Consider the following 15,869-nt stretch of genomic DNA (forward strand, 5'->3'; position numbering starts at 1 on the left):
GGGCTCGACCAGCGGAGGGGTCACCTCCCGCGCAGATCGCCGCGACGTGCCTGCGGTTCGAGCCCATCTCGCTGGTCGAGCTTGTCGAGACCCCGTGACGTGCGCGCGTGTCGCGAGTTCGGCTCACCGGGTCTCGACAGGCTCGACCAGCGGAGGGGTCACCTCCCGCGCAGAAGGCCGCGCTCAACGGCAAACATCCGCCCCTCGTGATCGAAACGAAGGGCGGATGCTTTCAAATGAATCGGGGCGGCAGCGCCTAGTAGACCTCGCGGCCGGCCTCATCGGATGCGGCCAGCCGGTAGCCGACCCCGCGCACGGTCTCGAGCCAGCGCGGTGAGGTGAGGCTGTCACCGAGCTTGCGGCGCAGGTTGCTCAAGTGCGCCTCCACGGCCCGCTTGTCGGCCTCGTTCACGTAATACGAGGTCACATAGCTCTCGCCGCGCAGGAGCAGGGCCAGGTCGGCCTTGGAGCGCACCCGACGCTTGGACTCGAGCAGCGCGGCCAGCAGGTCGAATTCCGTGCGGGTGAGGTCGAGCTCGGTGGACCCGAGCACGGCCAGGCGCATGTCGTTGCTCAACCGCAGACCGTTGTGTTCCATCCAGTCCTCGGCGCGTCCATCGCCGTAGGCCGAGTCGGATGGCTCGGCGGTGGCGACCGGCATGGGTACCGTTACCGAGACCGGCACGGAGGAGAGCGCGGGGATTCCGTCGATGTTGACGGCCGGGGTGGCCGGCACATACGGCGGGATGTAAACGGGCTCCACCGCGGCCGGCGCGACCGGAGCTGCTGCGGGTGCCTCGACCGGCGGGGCTGCCACGGCCTCGGGCGCAACCTGGGCCACGGGAACCGGAGCAACGGGTGCCGGGGCAACGGGCGCAAGGGCGACAGGCGCGGCCGCAACCGGCGCGGGCGCTGGGGGAGCGGCATAAACAGCGGGCGCCGCGGCCGGCTCGGTCGCCGGCTCGAAGTCGGGCTCGCCGGACAGCGGCATCCGCGGGCGACGCAGCATGGCGTCGATGCGGGCGCGCAGTTCGCGCGGCCGGAACGGCTTGGTGAGGTAGTCGTCCGCGCCGGCCTCGAGGCCCTGCAGGGTGTCGATCTCCTCGTCGCGTGCGGTCAGCATCACCAGGTACGTGGAGCTGAAGGCTCGGATGCGCTTGGCGGTTTCGAAACCGTCCATGCCGGGCATGCTCACATCGAGCGTGGTCACAATGGGGTCGTACGCGCGCACAGCGCGCACCCCATCGAGGCCGTTACTCGTGGCAATGGCGTCGAATCCGGCCTGTGTGAGCACCGCTTCGAGCAAATGGCGGATGTCGGCATCGTCTTCGATGATCACCGCGACCCTACGTGTTTCTCCAGACGCTGACATACCTGAGCATCTTACGGGATCTGTGTATCCGCTGCGTAAACGGTGTGTTACCAGCCGGCTGAGGCGGCAAGCTGTAGTGCGCGCTCTTCCCACCACTCGCCGGCCTTGGGGCCGTTGTTGCAGGTGCCGTCGCTCTCGCCCGGCTCCTTGATCCATAGGTTGGCGTCGCGCAGGCCGCCGTCGGTGGTGACCTCGGCGGTCGTGCCCAGCGCGCGGCCGGGCGGGTTGCACCAGTCGCCGTTGCTGCCCACCCCGTTGCGGGAGGTGTCGACGATGAAGTGCGCACCGTTGGTGAGAGCGGAGACGGCCTCGCCGAACGCCTGCTCGGCGGGGGAGTCGTTGTAGTTGGAGACGTTGGTGGCGAAGCCGCGCACGTTCTGCACGCCCACCTGGTTGAGCAGGTCGGCCACGACCGCGGGCTTCAGCCAGTCGGAGTGGCCGGCGTCGAGGTACACGGTGGCGATGGTGTTCGAGAAGGTGGCGATGTCGCCCTGGATCTGCGTCACGCGCTCGGCCACGTTGCCGCACTCCTGGGCCAGCGCCAGGGCATCCGGCTCGAGAATCACGACGGAGGGCCGGCTGGACAAGGCCGAGGCGATCGACGAGACCCAGGCCTCGTACTCCCCGGCGGGCAGCCCGCCGGCGGAGTACTGCTTGCAGTCGCGGTCGGGGATGCCGTAGATCACGAACACGGGCATCTGGCCGGCGTCTTTCGCCGCATCCGCTATCGCGGCCACGTCGGCCTCGACGGTGTCGGCCGGAAACTTCTCCGGCAGCAACCAGATCGCGGATGGCTGCTCGGCGAGCTTGGCCAGCGTGGCGGTGTCCTCGGCGCCGGGGGCGTCCTTCGCTGCGGCGGCCGCGGCCACGTTGGCGGTGGAGGCCGGGTTGTTGTAGAAGGAGACCCCGGCGAGGGGGTTGTCGGTGGTGCTGGCGGGCGCGACGGCCACCATGGCATAAGAACCGACGAAGAGGCCGAGTACAACGATGGGCGCGGCTAGGGCGATCATGCCCAGGGAGAGGCCCAAACGGCGTCCAGTGGAGTCCATTTGGCTACCTTATACTGGCGAGCTGTCGGGTGGCCTCACCGTCCGGCGGAGCAGCCGGTGGCGCGGGTTAGACTCTGAGCGTGAATTTACAACCGAAGGTCGATGTCGCCCTGATCGGTGGGGGCATCATGAGCGCCACTCTCGCCACCCTGCTCAGCGAATTGCAGCCAGACTGGAACATCCAGGTCTACGAGCGCCTGGGCGAGCTCGCCCAGGAGAGTTCGAACCCGTGGAACAACGCCGGAACCGGCCATGCCGCGCTTTGCGAGCTCAACTACATGCCGCAGGCGCCCGACGGCTCCGTCACGCCGGAGAAGGCCGTGGCCATCAACGAGCAGTTCCAGATCAGCCGCCAGCTCTGGGCGCACCTGGTGGAGACCGGCGTGTTGCCCGAGCCGGAGAAGTTCATCAACTCCACCCCGCACATGACCTTCGTGCACGGCGCCTCCAACGTGGACTACCTGCGCAAGCGCCGTGACGCTCTCGCCGACCAGCCGCTGTTCGCCGGCCTCGAATACAGCGAGGACCCGGCCGTGATCGGTCAGTGGACGCCGCTGCTCACCAAGAAGCGCGCCGCCAAGCAGAAGATCGCCGCCACCCGCATCGCCTCCGGCACCGACGTGGACTTCGGCGCCGTCACCCGCTACCTCTTCGACTCGCTCAAGAAGCGTGGCGTGGATGTGCACGTCAACCAGCAGGTCACCTCCCTCAAGCAGCTCGAGGACGGCTCCTGGCGGCTCAAGCTGCTCAGCCTGGTGGGCCGGTACACCAACACGGTCGAGGCCAAGTTCGTCTTCGTCGGCGCCGGCGGCGGAGCCCTCGCGCTGCTGCAGAAGAGCGGCATCCCCGAGATCAAGGGCTTCGGCGGTTTCCCGATCAGCGGCCAGTTCCTGCGCACCTCCAACCCGGCGATCGTGGCCCAGCACCAGGCCAAGGTCTACGGCAAGGCCGCCGTGGGGGCCCCGCCGATGTCGGTGCCGCACCTCGACACCCGGGTAGTGGATGGCGAGACTTCACTTTTGTTCGGCCCGTTCGCCGGCTTCAGCCCCAAGTTCCTCAAGCGCAGCACCTGGTTCGACCTGCCGTTCTCGGTGCGCCCGCACAACCTGGTGCCGATGCTCGCCGTGGCGAAGAACAACTTCGGCCTGATGAAGTACCTGATCGGCGAGGTCTTCGCCTCGCGAAAGGCCAAGCTCGACGCGCTGCGCGAGTTCATGCCCACCGCCCAGGCCAAGGACTGGGAGCTGATCACCGCCGGGCAGCGCGTGCAGGTGATGAAGAAGGACGCCAAGGCCGGCGGCGTGCTGCAGTTCGGCACCGAGGTCATCACCTCCGCCGACGGCAGCATCGCGGGCTTGCTCGGGGCGTCACCCGGAGCATCCACCGCGGCGCCGATCATGGTCGACCTGTTGCAGCGCTGTTTCCCGGGGGAGTACTCCCGTTGGGAGCCGCGCCTGCGCGAGATGATCCCCAGCCTGGGCACCAAGCTCAGCGACGACCCCGCCGCTGCGGCCGCCTCCCTGGCCGCCACCGCAGCGACTCTGCACCTCACGGCCTAGGTCGCATCCGCTGGTCGGGCCTGTCGAGACCTCGCGACAGGATCTCGACAAGCTCGATCAGCGAGTGGTCGGAATACTCAGCCGCGCTCGGAGCTTTCGTTCAGGGTGACCTCTAGAAACGACACCCGGGCCCTGGCCATCCGATGAGTGTCGACAGGAGGGATGTCGGCTTCCGCTCCGAGCGCGGGCCCATCCTGATCGCCCTCATGTTGACGACCGGGCTGGTCGCCATCGAGTCGACGATCCTCGCCACCGCGGTGCCCTCCATCGTGAAGGACCTCGGCGGTTTCTCGCAGTTCCCGTGGCTGTTCTCCATCTACCTGCTCGCCCAGGCCGTGTCCGTGCCGGTGTACGCGAAGCTGTCCGATGTCATCGGACGCAAGCCGATCCTCCTGTTCGGCATCGGCATCTTCCTGCTCGGCTCGATCCTGTGCGGGTTCGCCTGGAGCATGCCTGCCCTCATCGCGTTCCGCGCCGTGCAGGGCCTGGGCGCCGGCGCCATCATGCCGATGTCGGTCACCATCGCCGGCGACATCTACACGGTGGCCGAACGCGCCAAGACCCAGGGTTACCTCGCCAGCGTGTGGGCGGTGTCCTCCGTCGTCGGGCCCACCCTCGGCGGGCTCTTCGCCGAATTCTCGACGTGGCGCTGGATCTTCTTCATCAACATCCCGCTGTGCCTCATTGCGGCATGGATGCTGCTGCGCACGTTCCACGAAACCGTCCAGCACCGCCAGCACAAGGTCGACTACCTCGGCGCCACCCTGCTGATGCTCGCGCTGAGCGCCCTCCTCCTGGCCGTGCTCGAAGGCGGACAGTCCTGGGCGTGGGACTCGCTGCAGAGCATCGGCGCCTTCACCCTCGGCGGGCTGCTGCTGGTCGCCTTCGTGTTCGCCGAGCGCCGGGCGGCCGAACCCGTGCTCCCCATGTGGATCTTCTCGCGGCGAGTGGTGCTCACGAGTTCGCTGATCGGGCTGGGTGTCGGCGCGATCATGCTGGGTTTGACCTCGTTCGTGCCGACCTACCTCGAGGGTGCGCTCGGGGCCACCCCCATCCTCGGCGGCCTCGCCGTCGCGGCCCTCACCATCGGCTGGCCGATCTCGGCCTCACAATCGGGACGGCTCTACCTGCGCATCGGCTTCCGCACCACAGTGCTCATCGGCATGGCGATCACCGTGCTCGGCACGGCTGTGCTGGCCATTACCGCGTCAACGCCATCCGTCGTCACCGTTGCGCTGTCCTGCTTCGTGATCGGCCTCGGCCTCGGTCTGGTGGCCACGCCGTCGATGATCGCCGCGCAGTCGAGCGTCGGCTGGGACGAACGCGGGGTCGTCACCGGAACCAGCATGTTCGCGAGGTCGATCGGCAGCGCCGTCGGCGTGGCGATCTTCGGCGCCGTCGCCAACGCCATCTACGCGCTGCCCGGCAACCAGAGCCACGACCCCGCGGCGATCACGGCCGCCTCCTCCGCCGTGTTCCTCGCCCTGGTGATCACCGCGGTGGCCACCGTCGCGGCGGCCTTCTACATGCCCCGCACCAAGCCGCTCGGGCTGGAGTCCGTGCCTATCACCCCGTAGCTCAAGCCCCGCGGCTACCGCCCGTAGCTCCCGCCCTAGCTCCCGGCCGTAGCTCCCGCCCCGCCGAGACTGGCCCATTTTCGCTAGTTCTCACCCCTCCCGCACTAGCGATTCTGGGCCAGTCATCGTTGCGCCCCGCGCGCTACCCCGGGACTGGCCCATTTTCGCTAGTTGAGTGGGCCCGGGCACTAGCAAATCCGGGCCACTCCAGCCGTTCCTGCCCACCGTGCTCGTCCCTACTCGCAGTAGCGCGGGTGCCGCGCCGTTGCGCGGGTGGCGCGCCATCGGCACCGGCGGCCCAAACGAGCTGCGCGGGTCAGGCGCCGCAACGCGGGTGGCGCGCCACCCGCGAAGCGGCGCCTTGCCCGCGCACCGCGCCCAGTGACCCCAGCCCCGGTGCACCAGCTCACCCACCCGCCACAAATCACGGATGCCCACCCCGCCCACTTGCATCCCACTAGAACGTGTGTTCGAATTGGTGCATGCGCTGGAGTGAACAGGAACTGACAACCGAGCAGGCCGGGGCACTCCCCGGACTGGCCCGGCTGAACAACCTCGTGCGCAGCGTGCGCACCCCCGAGTTCGACGGCATCACCTTCCACGAGGTGCTCGCCAAGTCCGCGCTCAACCGGGTGCCCGGCCAAAGCGCCATGCCCTTCGGCTGGACCATCAACCCCTACCGCGGCTGCTCCCATGCCTGCACCTATTGCTTTGCCCGCCCCACCCACAACTACCTCGACCTCGACGCCGGCAAGGACTTCGACAACGAGATCATCGTCAAGGTCAACGTGGCCGAGATCCTCCGCAAGGAGCTCGGCAAACCCACCTGGGGCAAGCATCCGGTGGCGCTGGGCACCAACACCGACCCGTACCAGCGGGCCGAGGGTCGCTACCGGCTGATGCCCGGCATCATCGCCGCGCTAGCCGACTCCGGCACCCCGTTCTCGATCCTCACCAAGGGCACGCTGCTGCGCCGCGACCTCGATCTGCTCGTGGAGGCCAGCCAACAGGTCCCCGTCGACCTCGCGATGTCGATCGCCATTTACGACGACGAGCTGCAGCAGGCGGTCGAGCCCGGCACCCCGAGCACCAAGGCCCGCCTGGCCACGGTCACCGCCATCCGAAACAAGGGCCTGGACTGCTCGGTGTTCCTGATGCCGATCCTGCCCTTCCTCACCGACACCCGCGCCCACCTCGACGAGGCCATGCGCCAGGCCAAAGCCGCCGGCGCCACCGGGGTGCTCTACAGCGCGCTGTACCTCAAGCCCGGGGTCAAGGAGTGGTACTTCCAGTGGCTCGAACACGACCACCCCGAGCTGCTGCCCCGCTACCGGGAGATGTTCAAACGCGGCAGTTACGCCCCCAAGGAGTACCGCCAGTGGCTGGCCGGCCGCATCCAGCCGCTCATGCGCGCGCACGGCCTCAGCCACCGCCGCGAAGACCCCGCCACCGGCGGCATCCTCTCCACGGCGCTCACCGATCCACCCGGCACCGCCACCCCTACCGGCACTGATGCGCCGCCCGCCGGTTCCCTCATCGCGGCCGAGCTGCCTCCCGAACTCACCCCCACCCTGTTTTGAGTCGCACCCCTACCCGCGTCCCCGCCGCGGGCCGTGCCGCCCGGTCTGGTCTCGCGGCCCGTGATAAGACCCGCGGCACGTGTTCCAACGCGTGCCGCCGCACCAAACACGTGCAGCGACGGATGCCCCGCCGTGGTTAGCACTCCAACGAGCGCCCGCGCACCTCGCCGCTCCATCCGTCTCATGCCCACCGCGACCCTGGGTTCTGCCCCCACGCGCGCTGGGAGGCGCCACACCCCCAGCCGGGTGGCCGCCGAATCCCGCACACCTGAGATAATCAGAGGCGGAGAGGGCGCAATGTCACTTGGGTTACCCGGCCACCTGGTGCAGGCCACGCTCAGCCGCGCCCTGGCCCGCGCCAGCCACTGGTTCGGCCTTGTCTGCCTGGCCGGCGCGCTGGCGTCGGTGCTGGCGCTGAGCATGTTCCCCGTCACCGACCGGCTGCAGCTCACCGTCGCGGCGATCCTCGGCATGGGCGCCCTGCTCGCGCTCCTCGCCCGCTGGCGCACGGTGCCGCTCACCATCGCCTACCTCGTGCTCGGCGCCGCCTGCACCTACCTGTTCACCGGCGCGGTGCTGGGCATGCCCGGCGTGTTCTCGTCCTCGGACATGTTCCTCATCTCGCTGCCCAAGATGGCCCTGATCATGGTCGGCGGCGCCGGTTCCGGCGCGCTCGTGGGCGTGCTGTGGAGCACCCTCGGGTTCCTCCTCGCCGAGATCGCCGCCACCCTGGCCGTGGCGCAGACCGCCGTGCCCGACCGGCCCGACGTGTTCACCATCGTCACCTACCTCGTGCTCGTGGGCGTGATGCTGCTCGACGGCCTCACCCGCCGCACCGGCCGCGCCGCCCAGCCGGCCATCCACAAGGCGGTGCAAGACGACGAGTCCCGCACCCTGCGCCACGACTTCGACGTGCGGGCGATCGCGCTGATGCACGACACCACCCTCAACCAGCTTGTTTCCGTGGCCCGCGCCAAGCCCGGCCCGCTCAGCCGCGGCCTCGAGGCCGGCATCCGCGAAACCCTGCACACCCTCGCCGACCGCGACTGGCTCACCCACGTCGACGAACGCACCGGCGCCGCGCCCGCCGGCAGCGACGGTTGGTTGGGCAGCGCCGTGTTCCGCGCCATCGACCGCAGCCGAGACCGCGGCTTGGTCATCGACATCACCGGCGACAAGGATGCGCTCGCCCGCCTTGCCCCCGAAAGCGACCGGGAACTCGGCCTCGCCGTTCAACAGTGCCTGGTGAACGTCCTCCAGCACTCCGGCATCGCTTCCGCCGAGGTGGTCATCGACGCCGACGACGAGAACGTGTCGGTGATGGTGCTCGACGCCGGCACCGGCTTCATGGAATCCGAGACCGGCAGCGACCGGCTCGGCCTGCGCCAGTCGGTGCGCAAGCGCATCGAGCGCCTCGGCGGCTCCGTGCAGATCTGGTCGCGCCCCGGCGCCGGCACCTCGGTGCTGCTCACCCTGCCCGCCCCGGCGCCCGCCCCCGCGGTCTCCGCCGAGTTGCCCATTTCCGGACCAGTTGCCCCGGTACAGCAGGGCAACTCGTCCGCGGCGGGGCAACTCGCGGATGCCCTCTCCACCGCCGATGCCCCCACGCTCCGGACCCCAGCGGGCCCCGACACACCTACGACCCCCGGGACCTCGGCCCCGGACGCAGAGCCCGCGACCCCCACTGGCCCGGTGACCCCGTGACCGCCCGCCGCGCCACCCAGCAGCGCCTCGACCCGCTGGGCACCCTCGCCGCCTGGCCGCTGGCGCCGGGCCTCGCCGCCGTGGTGCTCTGCTACTCCGTGATCGCCACCGTGCTGCAGTCCGACCAGGTGCAGAACCCCCTGCTGGCCACCCTCGCCGTGCTCGCCATGGCCGCCGCCGCCGGCACCCTGGTGATCGCCACCCAGCCGGCGCACTCCCCGTTCGGCCGCCAGGCGCACATCGTGATGGTGACCCTGGCCGTGCTCGGTTACCTCTTCGAGGCGCTCAGCCGCTGGGGCAGCAACGAACTCGTGCAAGACGACTTCGGCCCCATCAGCATCGGCCTGCTCCTGCTGGCCCTGGCCCCCTACCGGCCCTGGCGCGAGATCGCCCTCTCCGGCGCGATCGCCAGCGTCATCGCGATCGCCATCACCCTGCCGCAAGCCGGCACCTTCCGCATCGACGTGCCCGTGGCGGTCTACGCCATCGTGTCGGTCGTGCAGATCCTCGCGCCCGCCGCCGCCGGCGCCGCCTACTCCCGCCGGGTCGTCACGTCCATCCTCGCCTGGCAGACGGATGCGCGCCGCGCCATCGTCGCCCGCACCGAGGAGGCCCGCGGCCAGCTGGCCCGGGCCGTGGTGGAGCAGCAGGTCACCGCGCTCAAGTCCGGGGTGATCCCGTTCCTCACCGACGTGCTCGAGCGCGGCACCGTCACCGCCCTCGACATCGCCCAGGCCGGCCAGCTGGCCGCCGAGGTGCGCCGCACCCTCGTGGCCGAGATCGACCGCACCTGGCTGGACTCCGTCGTCACCCGCGAACGAGCCGCCCTCGCCGAACGCGGCACTCCCGGCCTGCTCGTCGTGGCTGACCCCGAGCACCGCGCCACCGTGTTCGGGGCCGAACAACGCGCCGCCACCGCGGCCCTGATCGGCGCCCTCTGCGCCGCCCCCGGTTTCGACCCGCACAGCCTGGTGGTGCAGATCACCGGCTCGCCCCAGCCGCGCACGCCCGGCGCCCGCTCGCGGCCGGCCCCTTCCGCCGACGTGCCCACCTCCGCACGAGTTGCCCCGGCGCAGCGGAGCAACTCGTCCGCACCGGGGCACCTCGCGGCACCGGCCCCCAGCCCCGGCGGCCGCCCGGCACCGGCCCCGTCCGCCCACCTGCCCACGTCCGCACGAGTTGCCCCGCCGCAGCGGAGCAACTCGTCCGCACCGGGGCACCTCGCGGATGCGCACGCCCCCGCACTCGGCCAGACGCCGCTGGCCATCCTCACCGGCCCGCCCGCCCCGGCCCAGTTCGACACCATCACCCTGCAGGCCGCGCTCGACGTGCCGCCGCGCAAGGTGCGGGCGCTGCTGCGCCCCTACCTGGGCGTCATCCGGGTGGTCTTCGGCAACGTGCGCGTCACCGTGCGGCGGCCCTCGCTCACCATCGAGTTCGACGCCGTGCGCGAGAACACCTCCAGCGCCGCCGCGCCCACGGCCCTCGCCACCCCGGCCACCCCCATCGGTGTGCGCGCGAACAAAGCTCCGCGCCAAGTACGCTGAAGCAGACCGACAGCGCCCCTCGCGGCCGCTGGACGATTTCAACAGGGCAAGGGCGGTACCGGCGGTAATGGCGAAACTGTATTTTCGATACGGCGCGATGAACAGCGGCAAGAGCACCTCTATGCTCCAGGCCGCCTACAACTATGAGGAGCGCGGCCACCGCGTGCTGCTGGCCAAACCGTCCGTCGACACCAAGGGCGACCGCGGCATCCTCTCCCGCCTCGGCGTCACCCGCGGCGTCGACTTCCTGCTCACGCCCGAGACGGATGCGTACGCCCTGTTCCAGCAGCACCGCGCCGCTACCCTCGAAGCCACCGGCCTCGACGTGAGCGCCCTGCTCGTCGACGAGGCGCAGTTCCTCACCGAAACCCAGGTCGACGACCTGCTGCGCATCGCGATCATCGAGAACGTGCCGGTGCTCGCGTACGGCATCCGCACCGACTTCCAGACCGTCGCGTTCCCCGGCAGCCGCCGGCTGCTCGAGGTGGCGCACAGCCTCGAAGAACTCAAGACCATCTGCCGATGTGGGCGCAAGGCCGTGTTCAACGGCCGCCAGGTGAACGGCGCCTTCGTCTTCGACGGCGACCAGGTGGCCATCGACGGCGTCGAGGTCACCTACGAGTCGCTCTGCGGCTCCTGCTACCTCGAGGAGAGCCACGGCGTGCTGAACAACCGCCGCCGGGAACCGGTCGAACCAGCCGCGCTTGCAGACCGGGGCCGGGAGCGGGGGCGCTCAACCGAACAACGGTCGCAGAACGCGAACCCGGTTGTCGAGAGCACCCCAGCCAGCCCCCCGGCGTGTTCCCCCTCCTCACCTTAGGCATCCGCCAAAACCCCCAAAAGCCCTCACTTCTCAGGGCACCCATTTCGGGGGGTACGGGAGAACACGGGATAATCGACAGCACATCCCAGCTAAAGCCCAGGACAACCGCAGAAAAGGTATCGAATGAACCGCTTCCGGGTCGCCCTGATCGATGACCACGAGATCGTGGCGCGCGGCTTCGCCGGGCTCTTCGCCACCTTCCCCGACATCGAGGTGGTGGCCACGGTCGCCACGGTCGGCGAGCTGCGCGCCCTGGTGCCGGACGGCCAGGTGGACCTCGTCATCCTCGACCTTCGGCTCTCCGACGGCTCCACGGTCTCTGACAACGTCGACCGGCTGCGCGAAACCGGCGCCCAGGTGCTCGCGTTCACGGGCGGCGACGACGCCGTGCTCATGCGGGCCGCCGCCCGCGGCGGAGTGCTCGGCGTGGTGCGCAAATCCGAACCGGCCGAGGTGCTGCTCGACGCCGTCACCCGCGCGGCGGCCGGCGAGACCATCGCCTCCACCGAGTGGGCCGCGGCCCTGGATGGCGACCCCGACCTCGCCGACGCCGGCCTCAGCCCCCGGGAACGCGAGGTGCTCTCCCTCTACGCCGCCGGCGCGAAGGCGCCGCTCGTGGCGTCGCACACCGGGCTGTCCGAGCTCACCGTCGTCGACTACATCCGCCGGGTGCGCTCCAAGTACGAGCGGGTGGGCCGGCCGGCGAACACCAAGATCGACCTCTACAAGCGGGCGCTGGAAGACGGCATCCTGCCCATCCCCGGGCGGTCATGACCAAGCCGGACGCCGCAGCCAGCCCGGCCGCCCCGGCCACCGCCAACCTCACCCGGGTACTCTGCATCGCGGTCGCGGCCGCCGCCGTGATCTTCGGTGCCCTCTCCGTCGGCTCGTTCCTCGCCCAGGACTGGTACCCCGATCCGCTGCTCGCCTCGGCCGCCTGGCTGGCCTCCTTCGGTCTGCCCGTCCTCCTCGGGCTCTGCTGCGGGTGGGCGTCGCGGCGGGTGCTGCAGGGCATCGTCGCCCTCGAGGCCGCCTGCTTCATCGTGATCGCGGGTTTCTGGCTGCTCGCCGGCCCCGGTCCGCTGCCGCCCGGCGCCGAGATCCCCTGGGTGATCACCTTCAACGGAGTGCCGGCCGTGGCGCTGGCCGTGTTCGCCCGCAGCCGGGTGGCGTGGGGTTTCACCGTCGTCAGCAGCGTGCTCAGTGGCGCACTGCGGTTCCGCACCTCCACCGAGGCCATGCCCGCCCTCGTCGGCCTGGCCGACGGCCTCTACTCGCTGCTGCTCGTGAGCGTGTTCGTGGCCCTCACCCTCGCCGCCCGCCGCGCGGCCGCTCGGGTGGATGACGCCCTGCTGCTCACCCGGCAGGCGGAGGCCCGCCGCGCCGCCCGGGTGTCGCGCCGGCAGGAGCGGCTGCGCATCGACGCCCTCGTGCACGACAGCGTCATCTCCACCCTGCTCATGGCGGGCCTGGGCCGCAGCCCGCTGCCGGTGGTCTCCGCGCACGCGACGAAGACGCTCCGCCAGCTCGACGCCCTCCGCGTGCCGCCCGTGCAACCGGTGGTGCTCGTCTCCGACGTCGTACGCCGGATCGTGCGCCTCACCGCACAGATCGCGCCGGATGCCACGGTGCGGGTTGACGACCCGGCTCGCCCCGGCGGCGGCGCGGCCATCGAGCGCACCGTCCCCTCCGTTGCGGTGGTGGCCATGCTCGGCGCCGCCGGCGAGGCGCTGCGCAACTCCGTGGCCTCGGCTGCCGGCCGCCCCATCCCGCACGCGCCGCCCCGGCGGGTGCACCGCACCGTCACGGTGCTCTCCACCATCGACGGCTGCCAGATCACAGTCAGCGACGACGGCGTCGGCTTCGACCCCGGCGCGGTGCCGCCGGAACGCCTGGGCATCGCCCAGAGCATTGTCGGCCGGATGGGACGGGTGCCCGGCGGCGCCGCCAACGTGCGCTCAGCGCCCGGCCGCGGCACCGATGTCGTGCTCGCCTGGGCGCCGGAGCGCGTGATGGTCGCCCCCGGCCCCGGAGCGCCCCGCCCCCTCGAGAACCGCCCGCCCGAGCCGGCGCCCGAGCGCCGCGCGATCCCGCGCCAACCGGAGGACGTGACCGCCGAGCCGGCCACTCTGGCGCAGTCGCTTGGCCTGTCCACCCCCGCGGCGCGCAGCATCCTGGTTCTGTTCGTGCTCGTGCACGCTCTGCTCGCGGGGATCGCCCTGATGCCCGGCCGGCCGGTGTTTCTCGTGCTGGCCGCCTACCTGGCGATCGTGGCCGCGGCGGTGGCGCTGATGAGCCACATCGACGGCCCCTTCCCGCGCCGCCGGGTGGCCCTCATCCTCGGTCTCTGCGGGGCGGGCGCGGTGCTGATGTTCGCCTACCTGCCCCTGAACAGCGGCGCCCCGTTCGCGCACTGGCACCTGGGTGCGATCACGCTGATCCTGGTGGTGCTGGCCATCCGCGGCCAGATGGGTCCGGCCTGGCTCGGTTATGCCGCCCTCGCCGCACTCGCGGTGGGCTGGGCCATCGCCACCGGCCAGCCGGCCCTCACCGGGGTGGCCCTGGTCATCCGGCACGCGGCCACCCTGCTCGTGGGCACCCTTTTCGTGGTGGGCCTGCGCCGCACCGAGCGCACCCTGCGCGTGCTCACCGACAACGACACCGCCCAGGCCTCGTACGACGCCACCACCGTGGCCGCGATCGCCGAACGCGAGGCCGAACTGCTGCGCGTGAACGCCCTGGCCCGCCCCACCCTCGAACGACTCGCCGGCCCGCAGCCGCTCACCGACACGGAGCGCGCCCAGTGCCTGCTCGTGGAGGCCAGCCTGCGTGACGCCATCCGCGGCCGGGTCTTGTTCGTCGACCCGGTCATCGCCGCCGTGGCCGCAGCCCGGCACCGCGGCGTGGAGGTCACCATGATCGACGACAGCGGCGAGACCCCGCCGGCCCGGCTCACCGACCTCGCCCGCGCCGTCGCCGACGTGCTCGACACCGTCGACACCGGCCGCATCACCGTGCGCGTGCTCCCCGCCGGCCGCCCCACCCTCGCCACCCTGGTCATCGACTCCGGCACCCCCCGCCTCCTCTCCATCACCCCCACCGGCACCCTCGCCGCCCCCTAACTCCCTGCTCGCTGGTCGTTCCCGTCCCGCTGGTCGTTCCCGTCCCGCTGGTCGAGCTCGTCGAGACCCAGAGACCCGCCCGCGTTCGCCCCCGTCCCGCTGGTCGAGCTCGTCGAGACCCCGCGACCCGCCCGCGCTCGCTCCCATCCGCTGGTTCTCGCGAGCCGTGAGTTGGGCCCCAACCGGATGTCCGGAAGCGTGCTTTGCTCACGGCTCGCGTCCCATTCTCCAGATCACAGTGCGCCTGATGAGTGCGGACGCCCGTCGTGTCGACCTACCGAGGTCATTCCTTCGGGAATATGGTGACAATTGTGCGCAATGCTGATGTGAGAGGCTCTTTGGTCCGTCAACAAATACGAACCTGCGAAGACGCATGCTCCGCGCTCGTCGTTGCCAGCGAAGAATGTGCCGACAAGTGCCTGGCCATCACCGGCAACGGCGAAGCCACAGCGTGTTTTCTCGCGAACCTGGACTGCGTCGAGATCGGAAACGTGGCAGTGAGAGTGCTGTCCTGGACCACCGGCGGTCACCGATCGGCAGCGATAGCGATGCTGGATGCGTGCATTGAGGCCTGTGACGAGTCGTCGGCAACGTGCGAACGGATGGCCTTACTCCACAGCCCCTGGGTTTCGTGTGCTGCGGCATGCCTGACGCTCAGGACGGCGTGCTCCGAGCTCATATTGAGCCTCAACGTCCCGTTCACCATTGCGGAGAAGCCAGCCTGAGGCTCAGACCATAGTTCTCTGCACAAACCATTCCTCGGTGTTAGACGAGGGTGATCTTTCCGGCTAGTAGGTCTGCAGCAACTTGATCCACTGTTGACTCCGTGGCGGCGGCATAGGCAAGCAGGCGGCTGACAGCTTCATCAGGTGTCTCCTTGGTCTGTGCAACGATTATTCCGGTTGCCTGGTGCACTTGAGGATTGTGCCAGCTGTCGGTTCCCTTGAGGCTCTCACTGGGCTTGAGGCCCATGTTGTCCTACTCTCGTTTACCCTAAAAAATGACGTCGGGGACTAGTCCAATTCTCGATTGAAGTGCCGTGGCGGTCAAGGGCTCTTGGAGTCGCGATCGATCACGCACCCTCTCACTGATCGGCTTGCTGGGATCTTCTTGAGGGTTTCTCCAGACCCGCACCGAGACCGGGATAGGAGTGTAGCTTCGTCTGTAGTCGGGCGACCGGCTGATGAGTGGGTCGGGGTCCTGATGAGGATCAATAAAGTACACGTCGATGGACAAGCGTTCATCATTGCCGAGGACGAGAACGTCCCGGCACTCAAAGAACAGATACTCGCGTCGTTGAAGGTCGGGCGTTCAGCGTTTGTCGACTTTGAATCCACCGGAATCGGCCTGGTCTCGGTGCTGATCACCCCGAACGTCAGAGTCCGGTTCGAGGCCTTCGACCGCACCGAAGAGCAGATGAGAGACTCGGAGCCGGTCGCCACCAGTCAGGACATCGCCGATATCGACTGGTTCCTCGAACACCCCTGAACGGCGTCGCCAAAAACGGATGACCGCCCTACCTCGCCGACCACTAAC

Annotated in this window: 11 protein-coding genes and 1 pseudogene; 9 read left to right on the forward strand and 3 right to left on the reverse strand. The window is 69.8% G+C overall.

All coding sequences use genetic code 11. The features are described 5' to 3' along the window. Positions 1-256: 256 nt before the first annotated feature. Both BJQ94_RS02655 and BJQ94_RS02660 read right to left on the reverse strand, forming a co-directional pair. Positions 257-1,339 (reverse strand): response regulator transcription factor, encoded by a 1,083-nt coding sequence (locus tag BJQ94_RS02655; protein ID WP_265398355.1) that lies wholly within the window; start codon positions 1,337-1,339, stop codon positions 257-259. A gap of 80 nt (positions 1,340-1,419) precedes the next feature. Next, positions 1,420-2,421, reverse strand: a complete 1,002-nt coding sequence (locus BJQ94_RS02660) for a glycoside hydrolase family 6 protein (RefSeq protein WP_265398356.1) — start codon at positions 2,419-2,421, stop codon at positions 1,420-1,422. An 80-nt stretch (positions 2,422-2,501) separates the two neighbouring features. Here BJQ94_RS02660 and BJQ94_RS02665 point away from each other — a divergent pair, with 80 nt between their 5' ends. From BJQ94_RS02665 to BJQ94_RS02700, 8 genes and pseudogenes are all read left to right on the forward strand, one after another. Next, on the forward strand, positions 2,502-3,980 hold the full coding sequence (locus tag BJQ94_RS02665; protein ID WP_265398357.1) for a malate:quinone oxidoreductase: 1,479 nt from the start codon (positions 2,502-2,504) through the stop codon (positions 3,978-3,980). A 143-nt stretch (positions 3,981-4,123) separates the two neighbouring features. Then, positions 4,124-5,557, forward strand: a complete 1,434-nt coding sequence (locus tag BJQ94_RS02670; RefSeq protein WP_265398358.1) for an MDR family MFS transporter — start codon at positions 4,124-4,126, stop codon at positions 5,555-5,557. Between the two features lie 482 nt (positions 5,558-6,039). Then, positions 6,040-7,137, forward strand: coding sequence for an Rv2578c family radical SAM protein (locus tag BJQ94_RS02675; RefSeq protein WP_265398359.1), 1,098 nt, complete (start codon positions 6,040-6,042; stop codon positions 7,135-7,137). 297 nt (positions 7,138-7,434) lie between these two features. Next, complete coding sequence (locus BJQ94_RS02680; RefSeq protein WP_275875543.1) at positions 7,435-8,841, forward strand: ATP-binding protein; 1,407 nt, start codon at positions 7,435-7,437, stop codon at positions 8,839-8,841. Beyond that, positions 8,838-10,388, forward strand: a complete 1,551-nt coding sequence (locus tag BJQ94_RS02685; protein ID WP_265398921.1) for a hypothetical protein — start codon at positions 8,838-8,840, stop codon at positions 10,386-10,388. Before BJQ94_RS02680 ends, BJQ94_RS02685 begins: the two co-directional genes overlap by 4 nt. A 67-nt stretch (positions 10,389-10,455) precedes the next feature. Continuing rightward, a pseudogene (locus BJQ94_RS02690) lies at positions 10,456-11,061 on the forward strand (thymidine kinase); the annotation flags it as partial. Positions 11,062-11,334: 273 nt separating this feature from the next. Further along, positions 11,335-11,985, forward strand: coding sequence for a response regulator transcription factor (locus BJQ94_RS02695; protein WP_265398922.1), 651 nt, complete (start codon positions 11,335-11,337; stop codon positions 11,983-11,985). Continuing rightward, positions 11,982-14,333 (forward strand): hypothetical protein, encoded by a 2,352-nt coding sequence (locus BJQ94_RS02700; protein WP_275875544.1) that lies wholly within the window; start codon positions 11,982-11,984, stop codon positions 14,331-14,333. Before BJQ94_RS02695 ends, BJQ94_RS02700 begins: the two co-directional genes overlap by 4 nt. Positions 14,334-15,098: 765 nt before the next feature. Here the strand turns inward: BJQ94_RS02700 and BJQ94_RS02705 are convergent. After that, on the reverse strand, positions 15,099-15,305 hold the full coding sequence (locus BJQ94_RS02705; protein ID WP_265398923.1) for a hypothetical protein: 207 nt from the start codon (positions 15,303-15,305) through the stop codon (positions 15,099-15,101). A 231-nt stretch (positions 15,306-15,536) separates the two neighbouring features. Here BJQ94_RS02705 and BJQ94_RS02710 point away from each other — a divergent pair, with 231 nt between their 5' ends. Then, a complete protein-coding gene (locus BJQ94_RS02710; protein ID WP_265398924.1) occupies positions 15,537-15,821 on the forward strand; it encodes a hypothetical protein in 285 nt (94 codons plus the stop codon). Positions 15,822-15,869: the final 48 nt, after the last annotated feature.

It is taken from the genome of Cryobacterium sp. SO2 (assembly GCF_026151165.2).
GTDB lineage: Bacteria > Actinomycetota > Actinomycetes > Actinomycetales > Microbacteriaceae > Cryobacterium.